We start from the raw sequence: 18,999 nt of genomic DNA, 5'->3' as shown, positions 1-18,999 counted from the left end.
TATATTGAGTAAACTAATTCAGTTATAACAAACGAAGTTGTCAACTAAAACCAGTACACATCAATAACTTATAGTTTCCTATCATTTCTTGGAATGGAAACTGTCGTTTCCCGGTGAGGGAACGGGCGTTCCTTTTAATGGAAACGACCGTTCCTTTTAAAGGGAACTGCCGTTTCCTCCGAGGAAACTAACGCTTCATCGAGGTTGTCAACTAAATCCAATACAGTACAGACAACAAAAGAGGGGCTATCAGACATTAACACGCTGAATATCAAACCACAACATCAAGTAAAAAGTGTATTAAAGCATGGATATAGAGTGAGAGCAAATGCCTGCTCCCACACTGCTACAACACTTGCTACAACAGCTGTAACAACGATGAATAAGACGATACAAGCAAAAAGTGAGAGCATGGGAGCAAAACACGTGTTTAATTCATAGTAAGCAGAAAATATACTCGCCTTGAATCTACTCTTATTATTTGCCTGCTATTGATGCTTCAATCATTTGTCTTAGCAAACCGGTTGTGCTTGATTCAGCATGAAGCAAGCATTCCCGGTTACCGAACACAAAAAAAAGAATACCAAATGGCACACGAACATCCACCCCTAAATCAATCAATCTATCTGCCATATTGGCATTTTTCTATCTTGTACACTTATATATTACAGGAGAAATCTCATTTCAACGCTTGCATACCATGCATATATAAAATCACTGTTAAATCACTGCTAACTCTCAAACAAAAACATCTCCCGTCTGTTACATACCCGACTTGAATATAGTAACCTAAACTTTTAAATTATGGCTAGAGAAAGCGTAAAAATCTTACAAGGAAAGCTTGATGTAGAAAGCTTGATTTCACAGTTGAATGCAGCATTGTCCGAAGAATGGTTGGCATATTACCAATACTGGGTAGGTGCATTAGTAGTAGAAGGCGCCATGCGTGCAGATGTACAAGGCGAATTCGAAGAACATGCGGAAGAAGAACGCAGACATGCGCAACTGCTTGCCGACCGCATTATCGAACTGGAAGGAGTACCCGTATTGGACCCGAAGAAATGGTTCGAACTGGCAAGATGCAAATATGATGCTCCCCAAGGGTTTGATTCTGTAAGTCTGCTAAAAGATAATGTAGCTTCTGAGCGTTGCGCAATACTGCGTTATCAGGAAATTGCTGACTTTACCAATGGAAAAGATTTCACTACTTGCGACATTGCCAAGCATATCCTTGCTGAAGAAGAAGAGCATGAACAAGATCTTCAGGATTACCTGACTGACATTGCCAGAATGAAAAAATCATTTCTCGACAAGTAATTTCCGACTCGTCAGAGAATGAGCGAAAGGCAGTCTTAAAAAGAGAATATCAAAACATTCTCTCTTCAAGATTGCCTTTTTTCACAAATATATGCGAAAACGACCCCGAAGTTTATACTCCTTTAGTCTCCTTTTGAACAATTTTCGTCCTGAATGGAACACCGCATTTCAGTTGATTCCTCCTACATTTGCAACCACACTTAATCATAAGTGCATAGAAAATAGGTATAAAGAGTATAAAAAGAAAAGACTATGGCAAATCAATTATCAAGAACTGATAGTTCATCCAATCAGGATATCAGACAACGATTCAACGTAAAAAAAACAATCATCGGAGTTATTGTTTTATTAATAGGATTATGTCACTTACCTGAAGCGATCCTCCTCATTATGGACGGCATTTCTTTAGATAGCATATTATATCTTATCGGCAATATATTACTCTGTCTGCTTGGCATATACCAACTTAAATTCCGTTCCAGGGAAATGAGATATCTGCTGACTAAAAGCGTGGTCAAAGAGAAGAACTATTCTTTCAATCTGAAATACCTTGAACCATTGAAAGAAATGATCGAATCAGGCAATTTTTCTAACAATATCAATATTGAGAAAGGAACAGGCGGAAATCTTCGGCTGGATGTCCTCATGTCGGCTGACAAGAAATTCGCAGCAGTGAGATTGTTACAGTTTATCCCTTACAGCTACATTCCGGTCATGGATATGCAATATCTGCGGAATGACAAGATCGCCGCTCTGGAGAATTTCCTGGAACACTCTAAATAAGGGTCCGTTTTATTTTATCCATCCCCACTTTTATGTAATAGTGCGATAAAAACCAAACTATTTTCAAACAAATCAAGAAGAAATCTTTCTTTTTTCGTATTTTTGTCCCAATATGCACTTTTAATTCAAGTAGACAACGAACATCAACGAAAAAGAATGAGAGTAATTGATTTAATACATAACAGCGAAAAAACAGCTTTCTCTTTCGAAATCCTTCCTCCACTGAAAGGTACAGGCATCGAAAAGCTGTATCAGACTGTCGATACCCTTCGGGAGTTTGATCCGAAATATATCAATATCACCACGCATCGCAGCGAATACGTATATAAGGATCTGGGCAACGGACTTTTCCAGCGAAACCGGCTGAGAAGACGCCCGGGGACTGTTGCCGTAGCTGCCGCTATCCAGAACAAGTATAATATAACGGTGGTTCCGCACATACTGTGCAGCGGCTTCACCCGTGAAGAAACCGAATATGTACTGCTCGACCTGCAATTCCTCAATATCACCGATCTGCTGGTACTTCGGGGAGATAAGGCCAAACATGAATCAGTATTCACTCCCGAGGGCGACGGATACCATCATGCTATCGAGTTGCAGGAGCAAATCAATAACTTCAATAAGGGAATCTTTGTAGACGGTTCGGAGATGAAAGTAACCAACAGCCCGTTCTCCTACGGTGTGGCTTGCTATCCGGAGAAGCACGAGGAGGCTCCCAACATCGAATCCGATCTCTTCTGGCTGAAAAAGAAAGTAGAAGCAGGTGCGGAATATGCTGTGACACAGTTATTCTACGACAATAAGAAATACTTCGAATTTGTAGAGCAAGCGAAGGCAGCAGGTATCAATGTACCTATCATTCCGGGCATCAAGCCATTCAAGAAGTTATCTCAACTCAGCATGGTGCCCAAGACATTCAAAGTAGACTTGCCGGAAGATTTGGTCAAGGAGGCTTTGAAATGCAAGAACGACAAGGAAGCCGAACAGGTTGGTATCGAATGGTGTGTCGCCCAATGCAAAGAGTTAATGGCACATGGAGTGCCAAGCATCCACTTCTACTCCATCGGAGCAGTGGACAGTATCAAAGAAGTGGCTAAAATCATTTATTGATATGTTTTTCAGAGACGTAATCGGACAAGAAGAAATCAAGCAACGACTCATTCAGGAAGTGAGTGAAGGGCGCATACCGCATGCCCAACTGATCTGTGGCCCCGAAGGAGTCGGTAAGATGCCGCTGGCTATCGCTTATGCCCGCTACATCAGTTGCACCAACCGGGGTGAGACGGATGCCTGCGGAGTATGTCCGTCGTGTGTGAAATTCAATAAACTGGTACATCCGGACGTACATTTCGTATTCCCCATCGTGAAAAGTTCTAAAGGAAAACGGGAAGTGTGCGACGACTATATCGCCGACTGGAGACCATTCGTTCTGAAGAATCCGTACTTCAACCTGAATCACTGGCTGAGAGAAATGGATGCCGAGAATGCACAGGCCATCATCTACGCAAAAGAGAGCGATGAAATCCTGAAGAAACTCAGCCTCAAATCGAGCGAAGGAGGATTCAAGATCACGATTCTCTGGTTGCCCGAAAAGATGTATCCGGTATGTGCCAACAAATTATTGAAATTGCTCGAAGAGCCACCTGAGAAAACTATCTTCCTGCTCGTATCGGAAGCTCCGGAAATGATTCTGCCTACTATTCTGAGCCGTACTCAACGCATGAACGTGCGAAAAATAGACGAACCGGCCATCGACCGCGTATTGCAGTCCAAATACGGTATCCAGCCTGCCGACAGCCTTTCCATTGCCCATCTGGCAAACGGGAACTTTATCAAAGCACTGGAAACTATTCATCTGAATGAAGAGAATCAGCTCTTCTTCGACTTATTTGTCAGCCTGATGCGATTGTCCTATCAACGGAAAATCAGGGAAATGAAGCTCTGGAGCGAACAGGTTGCCGGCATGGGACGTGAACGCCAGAAGAACTTTCTGGAATACTGCCAGCGCATGATCCGCGAAAACTTTATATTCAATCTCCATCAGCGTGATCTGACATACATGACAATCAACGAACAGAATTTCGCCTCTCGCTTTGCTCCTTTCGTCAACGAAAGGAACGTAATAGGCATCATGGATGAACTAAGCGAAGCGCAACTGCATATAGAACAAAATGTAAATGCCAAGATGGTATTTTTCGACTTCTCTCTGAAGATGATCGTACTGTTGAAGCAATAATAAATATATAAACTATGGAATATAAGCTTCATAATGGGAGCGGCGGTCTTTGCTGCAAAGGATGCTCCCGACAAGATAAGAAACTGAACACTTACGATTGGCTGGCAGACATACCAGGCAACGCGGAAGAGTGTGATATGGTGGAAGTGCAATTTAAAAACACCCGAAAAGGCTATTACCGCAACAGCAATAAGATCAAACTGGAAAAGGGAGACATCGTTGCCGTAGAAGCTGCTCCGGGCCATGACATCGGCGTCGTGACCCTGACGGGAAGACTCGTCCCGCTGCAAATGAAGAAGGCCAACTTCAAGACTGATGTTGAAATAAAGAGAATCTACCGGAAAGCAAAACCGGTGGATATGGAGAAATTCAACGAAGCGAAAGCAAAGGAACATGCGACCATGATCCGTGCCCGCCAGATCGCACTGAACCTGAACCTGGATATGAAAATCGGTGATGTGGAATATCAGGGCGACGGCAATAAGGCCATCTTCTACTACATTGCTGACGAACGTGTGGACTTCCGCCAACTGATTAAGGTACTTGCCGAAGCTTTCCGTGTCCGTATTGAAATGAAACAAATCGGTGCACGACAGGAAGCAGGACGTATCGGAGGTATCGGTCCTTGCGGACGGGAGCTTTGCTGCGCTACTTGGATGACGAGCTTTGTATCGGTATCTACAAGTGCCGCCCGCTTTCAGGACATTTCACTGAATCCTCAAAAGCTTGCCGGACAGTGCGCAAAGTTAAAGTGTTGTCTCAACTATGAGGTGGACTGCTATGTGGAAGCTCAGAAGCGCCTCCCTTCCAAAGAAATCGAACTGGAAACAAAGGACGGCACTTTCTACTTCTTCAAGGCTGATATTCTGAGTAATCATGTTTCTTACTCTACGGACAAGAACTTCCCCGCCAATCTGGTAACAATCAGTGGAAAACGTGCCTTTGAGGTAATTGCCATGAACAAGAAAGGAATGAAACCGGATAGTCTGCTCGAAGCTGAAGTGAAGCAAGAATCCAAAAAGCCGATTGACTTGCTGGAACAGGAAAGCCTCACCCGCTTCGACCGTAACCGAAATAATAAGGACGGAAACAACGGTAACCGGAACAAGAAGAAGAGAAAAGGAAATAATGACAACCGCCCGCAGGCACAGGCCGAAAGTGGAAATCGTCCGCAGCAACCTCAGAGGGGGGAGAACGAGAATCGTCCCCAACCGTCAGAGAACGGCAACAGAGGAGAAAGAGGAGACAGAGAAAATCGTCCGAGAAACAATAACAATAATAACCGGAACAGAGGACAGAATCAAGGACGGAATAATGAGAACAGACGTCCGGAAAGAGGACAGAATCAGGAACGTCCACAGAATCCGAACCGTCCGCAGAATCAAGAGCGTTCACAAAATCAAGAGCGTCCGGTAAATCAGGAACGCAATCAAGAACGTAATCAAGAGCGTCCGCAGAATAGAGAACGGCAACCCAAACAGGAACGTCCTCAAAATCAGGAACGCCCGCAGGAACAAGGAAGACAACCCAACCAGGAACGTATTCCCAGACCTGAAAGAAATTCGAATCAAGAGAAACCGCAAAATAATGAAAAGCCTGCTCAGGAATAGCTTATTTTGTTTATTCGGTGCCTGCCTCATGGCAGCCTGTAATGAAAATACCGTGTATCACTCCTACCAGTCCCTGCCCAATGAGGGATGGGGAAAGAGTGATACACTCTCTTTTCAGTGTCCTGTTACGGACAGTATTCCTGGTACACTCAGATTATTTGCGGAAGTTCGCAACAGAAGTGAATACCCTTACCGCAACCTTTACTTATTCATTCATGAGAATCTGCTCGACTCCACAGTATGGCGCACTGACACGATAGCGGTCAACCTGGCTGATTCCACAGGAAGATGGACAGGCAATGGGTGGGGAAGTATCTATCAAACAGCAGTTTTTGTCAAATCTGTCCGCCCGCTGCATCCCGGAAACTACACAGTTAAGATTGTGCACGGAATGCAGGATGAGAAATTAACCGGACTCAATGACGTCGGTATCCGGATTGAAAAACAAGGAGAATAGATTAAAGCCTTCTGCCTCTTCCGGCATCCAGCCTCAGGAAGATAAACAATAAAATGGTGAATCCCCACAAGGAAGAACCTCCGTAACTGAAGAACGGTAAAGGAATACCAATGACCGGAGTCAGCCCAAGCACCATCCCGACATTAATAAAAAGATGGAAAAGGAAGATACTGACAACGGAATAACCATAGACACGTGCAAAAATGGAAGTCTGCCGCTCGGATAAAGCAATCAGTCTCAGAATCAATATAAGGAAAGCCAACAGGACAGCAGCCGAACCGACAAATCCCTGCTCCTCTCCCACTGTGCAGAAGATAAAGTCAGTATCTTGTTCGGGCACATATTTCAGTTTCGTCTGTGTGCCATTCAGAAAGCCTTTTCCAGTCAATCCACCGGAACCGATGGCTATCTTTGACTGATTGACATTATATCCCGCTCCCGTCAGGTCTTCTTCCATACCGAGTACAACCTTGATGCGGATTTGCTGATGGGATTCCAAGATATTATCAAATACGTAGTTACTGGAATACAGGAAGCCGATAGAGCCAATGGCAAACAGAGCAATCAGGAAATAGGAACGTTGACGCTCTCTCAATGCCAGATAGAGCAGATAACCTATCACAAGAACACAAAGCCCCCATTGCACCCATACCAGACTAAAGTGTATTCCGTATTCCGATATTAAATATGCGATAAGCAGAATGATCAGGCTTCCTCCGATAATGTTCCGTGTGGGTTCCCACTTTTTGGGGTACACCCATACCATTCCTCCGGCAAACAACAGAATCAATAACAACACGATAAATTCGCCCAACGGTGTGGGAGTATCGGCAATAAAGACCTCGTCAAAACGGATGCCGACAACAAAGTAAATCACTGCACACAAACCGGCAAAAAGCACTACACCGGGCATTCCTTCCCGATAAAGCACCAAAAAGAAGGCAAGATAAACTAATGCCGACCCCGTCTCCCGCTGTCCGATAATCAGGAGCATCGGAAGAAGAATGATAAAGCCCAAGACGAAGGCACACTTTTCTTTCTTTATGCTGAATGAGTATGAGTTCATATATTTCGCCAGCGCCAGTGCCGTAGCAAACTTGGCAAACTCGGCGGGTTGCAAGCTGACCGGCCCCATCACCAGCCACGAACGCGACCCTTTCGTATCCGGTGCGATAAAGATGGTAACAATAAGCAGCACAATCATCCCTACATATATAATGTACGCGAACATATCATACATCCGGTCTTCCAGCATCAGCAAAACAAATCCCAGACCAAAGGAGCAGATAATCCATACAAACTGCTTTCCGGCACGGGTAGAGAAATCAAAGAAGTCACGATCGCCATAGTCATAGCTGGCACCGCAAACGCTGAACCATCCGCCGACAATCAAAAGCAGATAGATACCAATCGTTACCCAATCCAGTGTTTTCCACAAACTATCGTTCCTCGTTACCATATAAAATGATTCTGTTACTGATTTCTTCTGCTCTTAACTCATTCTCGGGCGACAACTTCCCTTTCATATATTGTTCCATCATCAATGCACCGATCGGCACTCCATAAGTCGCTCCCCAACCTCCATTCTCTACATATACGGCAATGGCGATCTTAGGCTGGTTCATCGGAGCAAAGCCCATAAACACCGAATGGTCATGTCCGCGATTCTGCGCTGTTCCTGTCTTTCCGCAGGCTTCAAGTTCCGGCACCATCACGGACAGCATACGGCAAGTACCTCCGGTGGCAGCAGCACGCATTCCTTCTACCACAGATTCATAATGTCTTCGCTCTATGGTTGTGTTGCGTGGATGTCGATAAATGCTATCCAACTGCGCATCCTGAATTTCCTTCACAATATGTGGTGTTGTAAAATGTCCGCGATTGGCAATCGTTGCCCCTAAGTTAGCTATCTGAAGAGGGGTAGACAGAATTTCACCTTGTCCGATGGAGATACTGATGACCGTCAGTCCGTTCCAGTGTCCACGATAAGCCTTGTCATAAAATTGCGCGTTCGGTATCAAGCCCCGTTTCTCTCCGGGCAAATCAACTCCTAACTTATAGCCGAATCCCTGAGAAACCATGTGATCTTTCCAGACTGTGATGGCATTCTGCGGTGAACCGTACTTGCGATCGCCGAACATACGGAACAGCCCCCAACAGAAATAGGAGTTGCAAGAAGTCGCAATAGCCGGAATCAATGGCAAAGGTGAGCCGTGAGCATGACATCCCACTGTCAGACGCCCATAATGGAAACCACGAGAACAGGGGAAAGAAGGACTTTGCTCGGTAATGATTCCTTCTTGCAGGAAGGTCAGTCCCTGTGCCGTCTTGAAAGTTGACCCCGGAGGATAGACTCCCATCAACGCACGATTGAGCAACGGTTTCTGTTTATCGCGTTGCAGCATCAGATGGTTCTTGCCACGCTGACGACCAATCATCAGATGCGGATCATAATTCGGAGAAGAAACCAGACAAAGGATTTCTCCGGTTTCCGGTTCGATAGCTACGATACTTCCAATCTTATTTTTCAATAACCGTTCGCCTAATATCTGCAAATCGATGTCGAGACTCAGAGTCAGATTCTTGCCCGGAATGGAAGGACGGTCATACTCTCCGTCCATATAACGTCCCTGGATACGTCCATGCGCATCGCGCAACAGAATCTCTACTCCCTTTTCTCCACGCAGGTATTTCTCGTACGATCTTTCAACTCCCAGTTTTCCTACATAATCTCCGCGGATGTAGTATCCCTCTTCATCCGCCTCCATATCTTTAACGGATACCTCACCGATATCCCCCAAAGCATGGGCGGCAGCATTGTATGAATATTGCCGGATCGTACGCCGCTGAATATAAAAACCGGGAAACTTGAACAGTTTCTCCTGGAAGACACCGCACTCCTCCGCAGAGAGTTGTGACATGAACAGCTGGTTGGTATATCGGGAATATCCCGGATTGCGGCGGCGGTCTCTCATATCACTCATGATCTTAAGGAACTGAGCACGAGTAATGCCCAACGACTCACATAAATCGAGTGTATCCAGATTTTCGACCTCTTTCGGGACAAGAGTGATGTCATAGGCCGGCTGGTTGAATACCAGCAGTTTGCCGTTACGGTCGTAAATAGCACCCCGTGAGGGATATTGAATTTTATTCAGGAAAGCATTGCTGTCGGCATTCTTCTTGTAGTCGTCTGTCGTTATCTGCAATACAAAGAGGCGTATCAGATAAATCAACACAATAGTTAAAGCAATCCCCCCGATAACAAATTTCCGCTTTTCTAATCTATAGTCTTTTGCCATTCCTATCTCCTTATTCCTTCTACAGCAAGAATGCAGGTTAAAGTCAGAAGGGTGCACGAAATCACCCGCAATAACAACAGCCAGATGCTGGTAAATGAGAAGAACTCAATGCTGAGTAATGCCAGGCTATGGACAAAAACACTTGCCGTGGTATATTTCAGGAAAGGAGTGATGCCCATGCTCTTGAAAGAAGGGATGATACTGTCCAGATTGTCACGCGGAGTAAACAGGCGCAGCAAGGACGGACGAAGGAAAGCCAGCAGCACGGTTGCCGCAGCATTCATCCCCGGAGTATCGGCAAAGATATCAATGGTTAGTCCGAAGAAGAAAGCCCACAACATCAACTCATTCCGGGAAGTTCCGGAAGCGAATTTCAGTATAAAGTAAATGTAGAGAAAGGGAGTAGCATATCCGGCAATATGTACGTTATTCAGGATCAGTACCTGAAGAAGTACCAGCCCGATAAACCATCCGATTCTATGTATATAGGTAATTATCATTATTTCACAGCCTTATTTTCCAGTTCTTTCTGTTCCTGCTGACCGTTCCGGGCTATCACCCGCACATCACTCACCTTGCCGAAATCGGTAGCCAACTTGATTTTCAGCAAATAAGACAATCCGTCGTGCGAGTCGGACATATCATCGACTGTTCCTACCATGATTCCTTCAGGGAATACGGTAGAGAAGCCGCTTGTCACCACCGTATCACCCAGATTAAACTCTGCATGACGAGGCAAATCTTTCAGATACGCATAACGGGAATCTCCATGCTCCCACTTCAGATAACCAAAGTAGTCACTTCCGACAATCTTGCAACTAATATTTGACTTGCTGTTCAATACCGAAATCACGAGTGAATACGAAGAGGAGGTTTCATAGACAATGCCCACTATTCCGTTTCCGTCCACCACTCCCATTTCGGGACGGATGCCGGAAGAAGAACCCTGATCGAGCGTTATATAATTATCCGCCTGATTCAGACTGTTCTTAATGACGTGTGCCTTGAACAACTGATAATCTGTCAGAGGTATCTCCTTGATGCTGTTTACAGTGACCGAATCAACCTGATGCTCCCGCAACGCCTTTTCCAGATTAGTGATCTGCTGTTCGAGCACCATATTACGATCCAGCAAGTCTGCGTTGACCGATTTGAGATGGAAATAAGAGCTTATTCCTCCCGAAACTTCATAAACTGCCCCCACAACGACATTGGCAGATGTAAAAAAAGTACTCTGCTGATAGTTGTTGAACCGAAATAACAAAACAAAACTGGCTACCTCTAATACGATGAAGAGGAACCAGTAATTGTATTTCAAAAGGAAGTTTATTAAATTCCGCATGAATAATGATCCGTATTATTTATCTCATCAAGAAAGAGAAACGGTCTACATTCTTTAATGCCACACCCGTACCTTTGGCTACTGCGTGCAAAGGATCTTCAGCAATGTGGAAAGGTATGTTAATTTTATCTGTCAAACGCTTGTCCAGTCCGCGAAGCAATGCACCACCACCGGCAAGATAAATACCGTTGTGTACAATATCCGCATACAGTTCGGGCGGCGTATTTTCCAATGCACTCAAGATGGCTGTTTCAACCTTGGAGATGGATTTCTCCAGACAGTGAGCCACTTCCTGATAACATACGGGCACTTCCATCGGAAGAGCTGTGATACGGTTCGGTCCATGAACGATGTAATCTTCCGGAGCGTCATCGCCAAGCTCGGTCAGTGCGGCACCTACGTTGATCTTAATACGTTCTGCCATACGTTCGCTGACTTTCACATTATGCTGACGGCTCATGTATTCCTGGATATCCGCAGTCAGATCATCACCGGCGATACGGATAGAGTTGTTGGAAACGATACCTCCCAAAGAGATAACGGCAATTTCCGTAGACCCACCACCTATATCCACGATCATGTTTCCTTCGGGCGCTTCTACATCAATACCGATACCGATTGCCGCAGCCATCGGTTCGAATATCAGATAGACGTCACGCCCACCGGCATGCTCGGCTGAGTCACGAACGGCACGGAGTTCTACTTCCGTACTTCCCGACGGTACACCGATCACCATACGAAGTGACGGCGAAAACAAGTGATTACGAGTATTTACCTGCTTAATCAAACCGCGCATCATTTGCTCGCAAGCATAGAAGTCGGCGATCACTCCATCCCTCAACGGACGAATAGTACGTATATTTTCGTGGGTCTTTTCGTGCATCAACTTCGCCTTTTCCCCAACGGCGATCATCTTATCTGTACGGCGATCCAAGGCCACAACCGAAGGCTCATCCACCACAATTTTCCCGTTTGTGATGATGATGGTATTGGCTGTCCCCAAGTCCATCGCTATTTCTTGTGTAAAAGAGAATAATCCCATTAATATAAAGTATTAAGTATTAAGTATTAGGTATTAAATATTAGGTATAAAGTAGACTGCCTTATCCGCAAGGTTAATACTTAATACCTAATACTCAATACCTGTTTTTAATGTTTAAAATGACGGATACCGGTGGTCACCATCGCCATACCGTGCTCGTTGCAGTAAGCAAAAGTAAGATCGTCTTTCACCGAGCCGCCCGGCTGGATGACTGCCGTAATACCTTCTTTGTCTGCTATTTCTACGCAATCCGGGAAGGGGAAGAAAGCATCTGAAGCCATTACCGCACCGTTCAGATCGAATCCGAATGATTTGGCTTTTTCAATCGCTTGTTTCAAGGCGTCTACCCGTGAAGTCTGTCCCACACCGCTTGCAAGAAGCTGTTTGCCTTTTGCCAGCACGATAGCGTTTGATTTACTGTTCTTAACGATCTTGTTGGCAAACAACAGATCTTCCACTTCTTCCGGAGTAGGAGCTTTGTCTGTCACAGTTCTCAGATCGGCAACCGTTTCAATATTCATATCTTTGTCCTGCACCAATACACCGTTCAACAAAGCACGGAACTGTTTCTTAGGCAGTTTGGCTTCTTTGCGAACCAGGATGATGCGGTTCTTTTTCTGTCCCAAAATCTCGAGCGCGTCTACGTCATAGTCCGGCGCGATAATCACTTCGAAGAATATCTTGTTGATCTCTTCAGCTGCTGCTTTGTCAATCACTCCGTTAGTAATCAATACGCCTCCGAAAGCGGAAACGGGATCACCGGCCAACGCGTCTGTCCATGCTTCCAGTACAGTTGGACGAGAAGCCAGGCCGCAAGCATTATTATGTTTCAGGATAGCGAAAGTCAAATCTTCGTATTCGTCGATCAGATCGACGGCAGCATTGATGTCCAGCAAGTTGTTATAAGAGATTTCCTTACCGTGAATCTGATCGAACATGGCGTCCAGATTTCCGTAGAAATAACCTTTCTGATGAGGGTTTTCACCGTAACGGAGTTGCTTCTGGTTGTTTACCGAACAACGGAAAGCAGAACCTTCGCCGGCATCGAAATAATTGAAGATAGCTGAGTCGTAGTGAGAAGAAACGGCAAACGCTTCTTTTGCCATCCAGCGACGTTCTTCGAGTGAAGAAGTAGCGCCATGTTCCATCAGCATATCCAGCAATGGCTTATATTGTGCCTGAGAAGCCACGATGATGACATCGTTATAGTTCTTGGCAGCAGCACGAATCAAAGAGATTCCACCTATATCGATTTTTTCAATGATGTCTGCTTCGGATGCGCCGGAAGCTACGGTAGCTTCAAACGGATACAGGTCGACAATAACCAAATCTATTTCGGGGATTTCATACTTTTCAATCTGTTGAATATCCTGTTCCAGGTCACGACGGCAAAGGATACCTCCGAAAATCTTCGGATGTAATGTCTTCACTCTACCACCAAGGATGGAAGGATAAGTGGTCAAATCTTCCACTGCCTTACAGGGATATCCTAGTGATTCAATAAACTGACGAGTTCCACCTGTTGAGAGAAACTCGACTCCTTCTTCGTAAAGTTTGGTAATAATTTCATCCAAACCTTCCTTATGGTATACAGATACCAATGCAGTTTTTATTCTTTTAGACTCTGACATTGAATTGCTTATTAAGTATTTGATGCGCAAAGTTACGAAATATTGTTTATCGTACGTAATAAATAAGGTGTGAATTAATAAAAAAAAGCGTTGACTGTTCCTGTTGGAAAGTCAACGCTCCTTCGCACATAGAGCTTCTAATCAAAATATATTACCAGATAGACACTCGTTTATCCTTCGCTACGAACATAGGATCATGTTCTGTGATATTGAATGCTTCGTACCAGTTCTGGATATGAGGCAATGCTCCGTCCACACGCCATTTTCCTAAAGAGTGAGGATCGAGTTTGGTCAGTCGGAGAATCTCTTCCGGGCGGATGTGTCCGGCCCATACATTAGCATAAGCAAGGAAGAAACGTTGTTCGGGAGTAAATCCGTCAACAACTTCCAGCGGTGCTGTTTCCATTGCTTTCTTGAAAGCCGCGAAAGAAACCTGCAAGCCACCGTGGTCGGCAATGTTCTCTCCCAAAGTAAGTTCACCGTTTGCATGTACACCGGGAGCCACTTCTATGCTGTCAAAGAAGTTAACCATCACTTGAGCACGTTCCTCGAACTTTTTAGCATCTTCTTCTGTCCACCAGTCTTTCAGGTTACCATCCTTGTCGTATTGACGACCCTGATCGTCGAATCCGTGAGTCATTTCATGGCCGATTACCACACCGATAGCACCATAGTTCATCGCATCGTCAGCGTTCATATCAAAGAACGGAGCCTGCAGGATAGCGGCTGGGAAACAGATTTCGTTGGTTGTCGGGTTATAGTAAGCATTTACTGTCTGAGGTGTCATCAACCATTCGTCCTTGTCGACCGGCTTACCGGCTTTCGCGATCATGTCATTGAAGTCCCATTGGCTGGCACGCTCGATATTTGCCCAATAAGAGTCGTCTTTGATCTCCAGAGCAGAGTAATCTTTCCATTTATCCGGGTAACCGATCTTTACATGGAAAGTAGCCAGTTTCTCTAATGCTTTCACCTTTGTCGGTTCGCTCATCCATTCCAGCGCTTTGATGCGTTCGCCCAGAGAAGTCTGCAAATTCTTCACCAATCCAACCATACGTTCTTTGGCAGCGGCAGGGAAGTATTTCTCGACATACATCTGTCCTACTACTTCACCCAAAGAGCCGTCTACAGTGCTTACCGCACGTTTCCAGCGAGGCTGCATTTCTTTCTTGCCAGACATTGTTCTACTATAGAAGTCGAAGTTTTGTGCTACGAAATCATCACTAAGGAAAGAGGCTGCGGCATCGATCAGATTCCATTGAAGATAGAACTTCTGGTCTTCAAGAGGCACTGTATTAATAACATCGGCAACTTCCTTCATGGCTGCAGGCTGACCGATATTCACTTCTTTCAAGTCATTCAGTCCCGAAGTAGTGAAATAAGCATCCCAGTTGAAAGTAGGGAAGTTCTTTTTCAGCGTTTCCATATCCATCTTATTATAGTTGGCATGCGGATCACGCAATTCTACTTGTGAACGGGCAGCTTTGGCAAGACGTGTTTCGATGTTCATCACAGCCACCATTGCTTTCTGTGCGGTAGCTTCGTCATAGGCCGGCCAACTGGAACATTTTAACGAGGTGCTCCTTATATTTATCGCGGATACTCTTTGTCTGCTCGTCATTCTCCAGATAGTAATCACGCTGTCCCATTCCGAGACCGCCCTGATAGGTCTGAACCATGTTCATAGAGCTGTTCATATCATCCGCACTAACAAACATGGTAAAGTAAGGACGTATTCCTTTCTTCTGACTTTCGGCAATGTAAGTGTAAATCTCTTCTTTATCTTTGAGCGCATCGATAGCCGCCATTTCTTCTTTGATCGGAGCTGCTCCTTCTTTGTTCAGCTTCACGCTGTCCATAGCGATGTTATAAAGATCACCCACTTTCTGGGCAGCACTGCCCGGAGCGTTGTCTTTCTTTGCAGCCAGTTCTGCAATCAGTTCTTTCAACTGTTCGCGGCTTTTCTCGTGAAGCATATCGAAAGAGCCGAAGCGTGAATACTCGTCTGTCAGCGGATGACTTTCAATCCACCCACCGCAGGCATACTGATAAAAACTTGTACCCGGCATTGCCGTGGTATCCAGATTAGCAAGGTCGATACCGGACGTTAGTACGGCCTCTTTCTTGCTATTACATCCTGTTGTCATAAGGCATACGGCAAGAATTGGTAAATACTTGGTTACTTTCATATTATATAATAAATTAGTTTTTCACTTCTTCCAGTTCCATCGAAACCCGTTCCCACTCTTCAACGGTGGTATCCAATTGCTGTTTCAGCTTCTGATGCCGTTCATACAGTTGCATATCCGATGCTCCTTCCGGGGTTGCCATTTTTGCTTCCAGAATGGCGATTGCCGATTCCGTTTCTTCAATCGAAGCCTCACAGTCCGCCACCTGGCGTTCCAACTTCTTTATCTTCTTATTGAGTTCCTTCTGCGCTTCATACGAGAGTCTGTTCTCCGAAGGTTGCTCTGTATCCGCTTCGTTTCCTTTGGCAGATGCGGTAGGAGAAGTAGAGAGAGAAACTCCTTTCTGAAGTTCATTCAGGCTGTCGATCTTCTTCTTTTGCAGGAAATCGTAGATACCGCCAAGATGTTCTTTCACTGTTCCACCACCGAACTCATATACTTTAGTCGCAAGTCCGTCCAAAAAATCACGGTCGTGGCTGACAAGTATCACTGTTCCGTCAAATTCGCGGATAGCTTCTTTCAGTACATCTTTGGAACGCATATCCAAATGATTGGTAGGTTCGTCCAAAATCAGGAAGTTCACCGGTTCCAGCAGCAACTTAATCATAGCCAGACGAGTACGCTCTCCACCGGAAAGTACTTTCACTTTTTTATCCGAAGCCTCTCCGCCAAACATGAATGCACCCAAAATGTCACGTATCTTCAACCGGATATCTCCTGTCGCCACACGGTCGATCGTATCAAATACCGTCATGTTTTCATCCAGCATCTGCGCCTGATTCTGTGCAAAGTAACCGATCTGCACGTTATGCCCGATCGTCAGTTTACCATCAAAATCAATCTCGCCCATGATACATTTCACTAACGTAGATTTACCTTCTCCGTTCTTTCCGACAAATGCGACTTTTTCTCCTCTGTTGATCGTCAGATTCACATCATGGAAAACAACGTGCTGTCCGTATGCCTTGCGTACGTCTTCACAGATAACCGGATAATTCCCGCTGCGGCTGGCAGGAGGAAATTTCAGACGGAGGGAAGAGTTGTCTTCCTCATCGACCTCGATACGGTCTATCTTTTCCAGTTGTTTGATACGACTCTGCACCTGTACGGCTTTGGTTGCCTTATAGCGGAAACGTTCGATAAAGTCTTCCGTATCCTGTATCTGCTTCTGCTGATTCTCATAGGCACGGAGCTGCTGCTCACGACGTTCTTTACGTAATACGACAAACTCATCGTACTTCACTTTATAGTCATAAATCTGACCGCAGGTAATCTCGATCGTACGGGTAGTTACATTATTAAGGAAAGCACGGTCGTGGCTGACCAGCACAACAGCATTGGCACGGGTAGACAGAAAGTTCTCCAGCCATTGTATACTCTCGATATCCAGATGGTTAGTCGGCTCATCAAGGAGCAGCACATCCGGACGACGGAGCAAGAGCTTCGCTAGTTCGATACGCATACGCCAGCCGCCGGAGAATTCGGAAGTCGAACGGTTAAAGTCTTCCCTGCTAAAGCCCAATCCCAACAGGGTACGTTCTATTTCCGCCTGAAAATTGGTTCCTCCCATCATCAGGAAGCGGTCGTTTTCGTGTGTGAAGCGGTCTATTAACTGGTGGTATTCTTCGGATTCATAGTCGGTGCGGTCGGCAAGCTGCTGATTCATCCGTTCAAGGTTTGCCTGAAGTTCGAAAATATGCTCGAAAGCGAGTTCTGCTTCCTCCATCACCGTGCGGACATCCGAAAGGATCATGACTTGCGGCAGATAGCCGATTGTTACATCTTTAGGGACGGCTACCACTCCACGGGTCGGGTTTTGCAGACCTGCCAATATTTTCAACATAGTCGATTTGCCCGCACCATTCTTGCCGACCAAAGCGATGCGGTCTTTTTTATTGATAACATAGCTGACATCCGCAAAGAGCGGTGTCGCATTAAATTCTACTGATAATCCTTCTACTGAAATCACGTCTGTCTCTGATTTATAAGATTTTGGATTGCAAAGATAATGAATAATTATTGGATAAAGGGCAGTATTATCCGTTATGAAAGACAAAAAAAGCAGTCATTCTCATGAATGACTGCTTCCTGGTCTTTATCAAAAGCTTTTCTTTAGAACAATTTAGCAGGGTATTCACCGGCATCTACCAATGCCTGAATCTTATCCACTACGCTCTGACGGTCTTCCGGATAAGTTACACCAAACCATTTGCTGGTAGTATCCAGAACTTCTACAGTTGCAGTTCCGTCGTTAATCAATTTATCCACCATCAGCGGGATAAAGAATTCGCTCTTCAGGTTCTCCATGTTCTTCGGATCGCTCAGGAAAGTCTTGAAGAACTCTTCACTGTAAGCAAAGTAGTCGGGAGTAAAGCCCCAGAAGTTCATACTTACCGGAGTCGTATCAGGAGTAGCTGTCCATTCACCGTTATCATCGATGTATTTTACTTCGCCGTCCAGACGTTGAATCTTCGTACGTTCCACTACGGAAGTCAGCAAGTTGTTAGCATCTGTACTGCAGATACCACGAGATACCGTACCGCTCTCGCTCAACGTATTTCCCACACGGAAACCTACCATTGAATAAACATTCTTGGAATTTTCGGGAAGAGCAGACAGGAATTTGCCCATTACCTGGAACGAGTCACGACCATAGAAGTCATCGCAGTTGATTACCGCAAACGGTTCACTAATCACATCAGCTCCCATCATTACCGCATGATTTGTACCCCATGGTTTTGTACGGTCTGCCGGACAAGTGAATCCTTCCGGAAGATCATCAATAGACTGGAATACCAGTTCGCAAGGAATGTGGCCTTCGTATTTAGAAATAATCTTTTCGCGGAAATCCTGTTCAAAATCTTTGCGGATTACAAATACAAGCTTACCAAATCCTGCGTTGATAGCATCATAGATAGAGTAATCCATAATAGTTTCGCCGTTAGGACCCAGTCCGTCCAATTGCTTCAAGCCTCCATAACGGCTACCCATACCAGCAGCCAATAAGAATAAAGTTGGTTTCATAAATTGTGTAATATTAAAAGGTTAGTGATGTCAATGGCATCAGATTTCGTTGCAAATTTACAAAAA

15 protein-coding genes and 1 pseudogene are annotated in these 18,999 nt (G+C 45.1%); 6 read left to right on the top strand and 10 right to left on the bottom strand.

The annotated features are described in order from the left end of the window. Nucleotides 1-477 precede the first annotated feature (477 nt). Complete coding sequence (locus tag BT_RS19280) at nucleotides 478-633, bottom strand: hypothetical protein (RefSeq protein ID WP_008766918.1); 156 nt, start codon at nucleotides 631-633, stop codon at nucleotides 478-480. A gap of 171 nt (nucleotides 634-804) precedes the next feature. Here BT_RS19280 and BT_RS19275 point away from each other — a divergent pair, with 171 nt between their 5' ends. From BT_RS19275 to gldH, 6 genes are all read left to right on the top strand, one after another. Beyond that, nucleotides 805-1,317, top strand: coding sequence for a ferritin-like domain-containing protein (locus BT_RS19275; RefSeq protein ID WP_008762757.1), 513 nt, complete (start codon nucleotides 805-807; stop codon nucleotides 1,315-1,317). 252 nt (nucleotides 1,318-1,569) lie between these two features. Further along, entirely contained in the window at nucleotides 1,570-2,100 is a 531-nt protein-coding gene (locus BT_RS19270) for a hypothetical protein (RefSeq protein WP_008766919.1), read from the top strand. Between the two features lie 156 nt (nucleotides 2,101-2,256). Continuing rightward, nucleotides 2,257-3,210 carry a methylenetetrahydrofolate reductase [NAD(P)H] gene (gene metF / locus BT_RS19265; protein ID WP_008766920.1) on the top strand — a complete coding sequence of 318 codons (954 nt, stop codon included), beginning with the start codon at nucleotides 2,257-2,259 and terminating at the stop codon, nucleotides 3,208-3,210. Nucleotide 3,211: 1 nt separating this feature from the next. After that, nucleotides 3,212-4,336 carry an ATP-binding protein gene (locus tag BT_RS19260; protein WP_011108989.1) on the top strand — a complete coding sequence of 375 codons (1,125 nt, stop codon included), beginning with the start codon at nucleotides 3,212-3,214 and terminating at the stop codon, nucleotides 4,334-4,336. A 14-nt stretch (nucleotides 4,337-4,350) separates the two neighbouring features. Then, on the top strand, nucleotides 4,351-5,946 hold the full coding sequence (ricT, locus tag BT_RS19255) for a regulatory iron-sulfur-containing complex subunit RicT (RefSeq protein WP_008766922.1): 1,596 nt from the start codon (nucleotides 4,351-4,353) through the stop codon (nucleotides 5,944-5,946). Then, nucleotides 5,924-6,403, top strand: a complete 480-nt coding sequence (gene gldH / locus BT_RS19250) for a gliding motility lipoprotein GldH (RefSeq protein WP_008766923.1) — start codon at nucleotides 5,924-5,926, stop codon at nucleotides 6,401-6,403. The genes ricT and gldH overlap by 23 nt, the downstream gene beginning before the upstream one ends. A gap of 1 nt (nucleotide 6,404) precedes the next feature. Here gldH and rodA read toward each other — a convergent pair whose 3' ends face one another. From rodA to BT_RS19205, 9 genes and pseudogenes are all read right to left on the bottom strand, one after another. Further along, the gene (gene rodA, locus BT_RS19245; protein WP_008766924.1) at nucleotides 6,405-7,862 is read right to left on the bottom strand and encodes a rod shape-determining protein RodA; all 1,458 of its coding nucleotides are present in this window, start codon (nucleotides 7,860-7,862) and stop codon (nucleotides 6,405-6,407) included. Then, the gene (gene mrdA / locus BT_RS19240; RefSeq protein WP_008762750.1) at nucleotides 7,843-9,705 is read right to left on the bottom strand and encodes a penicillin-binding protein 2; all 1,863 of its coding nucleotides are present in this window, start codon (nucleotides 9,703-9,705) and stop codon (nucleotides 7,843-7,845) included. Before mrdA ends, rodA begins: the two co-directional genes overlap by 20 nt. A gap of 2 nt (nucleotides 9,706-9,707) precedes the next feature. Further along, nucleotides 9,708-10,205: a rod shape-determining protein MreD gene (mreD, locus tag BT_RS19235; protein ID WP_008762749.1), complete on the bottom strand. Its 498-nt coding sequence runs from the start codon at nucleotides 10,203-10,205 to the stop codon at nucleotides 9,708-9,710. Continuing rightward, nucleotides 10,205-11,047, bottom strand: coding sequence for a rod shape-determining protein MreC (gene mreC / locus BT_RS19230; RefSeq protein ID WP_008766925.1), 843 nt, complete (start codon nucleotides 11,045-11,047; stop codon nucleotides 10,205-10,207). The genes mreD and mreC overlap by 1 nt, the downstream gene beginning before the upstream one ends. A 19-nt stretch (nucleotides 11,048-11,066) precedes the next feature. Beyond that, complete coding sequence (locus BT_RS19225) at nucleotides 11,067-12,089, bottom strand: rod shape-determining protein (RefSeq protein ID WP_008762747.1); 1,023 nt, start codon at nucleotides 12,087-12,089, stop codon at nucleotides 11,067-11,069. A gap of 107 nt (nucleotides 12,090-12,196) precedes the next feature. Continuing rightward, nucleotides 12,197-13,720 carry a bifunctional phosphoribosylaminoimidazolecarboxamide formyltransferase/IMP cyclohydrolase gene (purH, locus tag BT_RS19220; RefSeq protein WP_008762746.1) on the bottom strand — a complete coding sequence of 508 codons (1,524 nt, stop codon included), beginning with the start codon at nucleotides 13,718-13,720 and terminating at the stop codon, nucleotides 12,197-12,199. Between the two features lie 151 nt (nucleotides 13,721-13,871). Next, nucleotides 13,872-15,909: pseudogene (locus BT_RS19215) on the bottom strand (M13 family metallopeptidase). Nucleotides 15,910-15,922: 13 nt separating this feature from the next. Then, on the bottom strand, nucleotides 15,923-17,878 hold the full coding sequence (locus BT_RS19210) for an ABC-F family ATP-binding cassette domain-containing protein (protein WP_011108986.1): 1,956 nt from the start codon (nucleotides 17,876-17,878) through the stop codon (nucleotides 15,923-15,925). Between the two features lie 143 nt (nucleotides 17,879-18,021). Beyond that, nucleotides 18,022-18,933 carry a nucleotidyltransferase family protein gene (locus tag BT_RS19205; protein WP_008762743.1) on the bottom strand — a complete coding sequence of 304 codons (912 nt, stop codon included), beginning with the start codon at nucleotides 18,931-18,933 and terminating at the stop codon, nucleotides 18,022-18,024. Nucleotides 18,934-18,999 lie beyond the last annotated feature (66 nt).

The organism is Bacteroides thetaiotaomicron VPI-5482, from assembly GCF_000011065.1.
Taxonomy (GTDB): Bacteria; Bacteroidota; Bacteroidia; order Bacteroidales; family Bacteroidaceae; genus Bacteroides; species Bacteroides thetaiotaomicron.
This window is presented reverse-complemented; position numbering and strand designations above follow the sequence as displayed.

What these genes read in the sequence shown, in the direction of transcription:
- mreC (WP_008766925.1), bottom strand. Translation starts at nt 11,047, where the DNA reads ATGCGGAATTTAATAAACTTCCTTTTGAAATACAATTACTGGTTCCTC.
- mrdA (WP_008762750.1), bottom strand. Translation starts at nt 9,705, where the DNA reads ATGGCAAAAGACTATAGATTAGAAAAGCGGAAATTTGTTATCGGGGGG.
- BT_RS19260 (WP_011108989.1), top strand. Translation starts at nt 3,212, where the DNA reads ATGTTTTTCAGAGACGTAATCGGACAAGAAGAAATCAAGCAACGACTC.
- BT_RS19270 (WP_008766919.1), top strand. Translation starts at nt 1,570, where the DNA reads ATGGCAAATCAATTATCAAGAACTGATAGTTCATCCAATCAGGATATC.
- mreD (WP_008762749.1), bottom strand. Translation starts at nt 10,205, where the DNA reads ATGATAATTACCTATATACATAGAATCGGATGGTTTATCGGGCTGGTA.
- BT_RS19280 (WP_008766918.1), bottom strand. Translation starts at nt 633, where the DNA reads ATGGCAGATAGATTGATTGATTTAGGGGTGGATGTTCGTGTGCCATTT.
- metF (WP_008766920.1), top strand. Translation starts at nt 2,257, where the DNA reads ATGAGAGTAATTGATTTAATACATAACAGCGAAAAAACAGCTTTCTCT.
- ricT (WP_008766922.1), top strand. Translation starts at nt 4,351, where the DNA reads ATGGAATATAAGCTTCATAATGGGAGCGGCGGTCTTTGCTGCAAAGGA.
- BT_RS19225 (WP_008762747.1), bottom strand. Translation starts at nt 12,089, where the DNA reads ATGGGATTATTCTCTTTTACACAAGAAATAGCGATGGACTTGGGGACA.
- rodA (WP_008766924.1), bottom strand. Translation starts at nt 7,862, where the DNA reads ATGGTAACGAGGAACGATAGTTTGTGGAAAACACTGGATTGGGTAACG.
- BT_RS19275 (WP_008762757.1), top strand. Translation starts at nt 805, where the DNA reads ATGGCTAGAGAAAGCGTAAAAATCTTACAAGGAAAGCTTGATGTAGAA.
- purH (WP_008762746.1), bottom strand. Translation starts at nt 13,720, where the DNA reads ATGTCAGAGTCTAAAAGAATAAAAACTGCATTGGTATCTGTATACCAT.
- gldH (WP_008766923.1), top strand. Translation starts at nt 5,924, where the DNA reads ATGAAAAGCCTGCTCAGGAATAGCTTATTTTGTTTATTCGGTGCCTGC.
- BT_RS19205 (WP_008762743.1), bottom strand. Translation starts at nt 18,933, where the DNA reads ATGAAACCAACTTTATTCTTATTGGCTGCTGGTATGGGTAGCCGTTAT.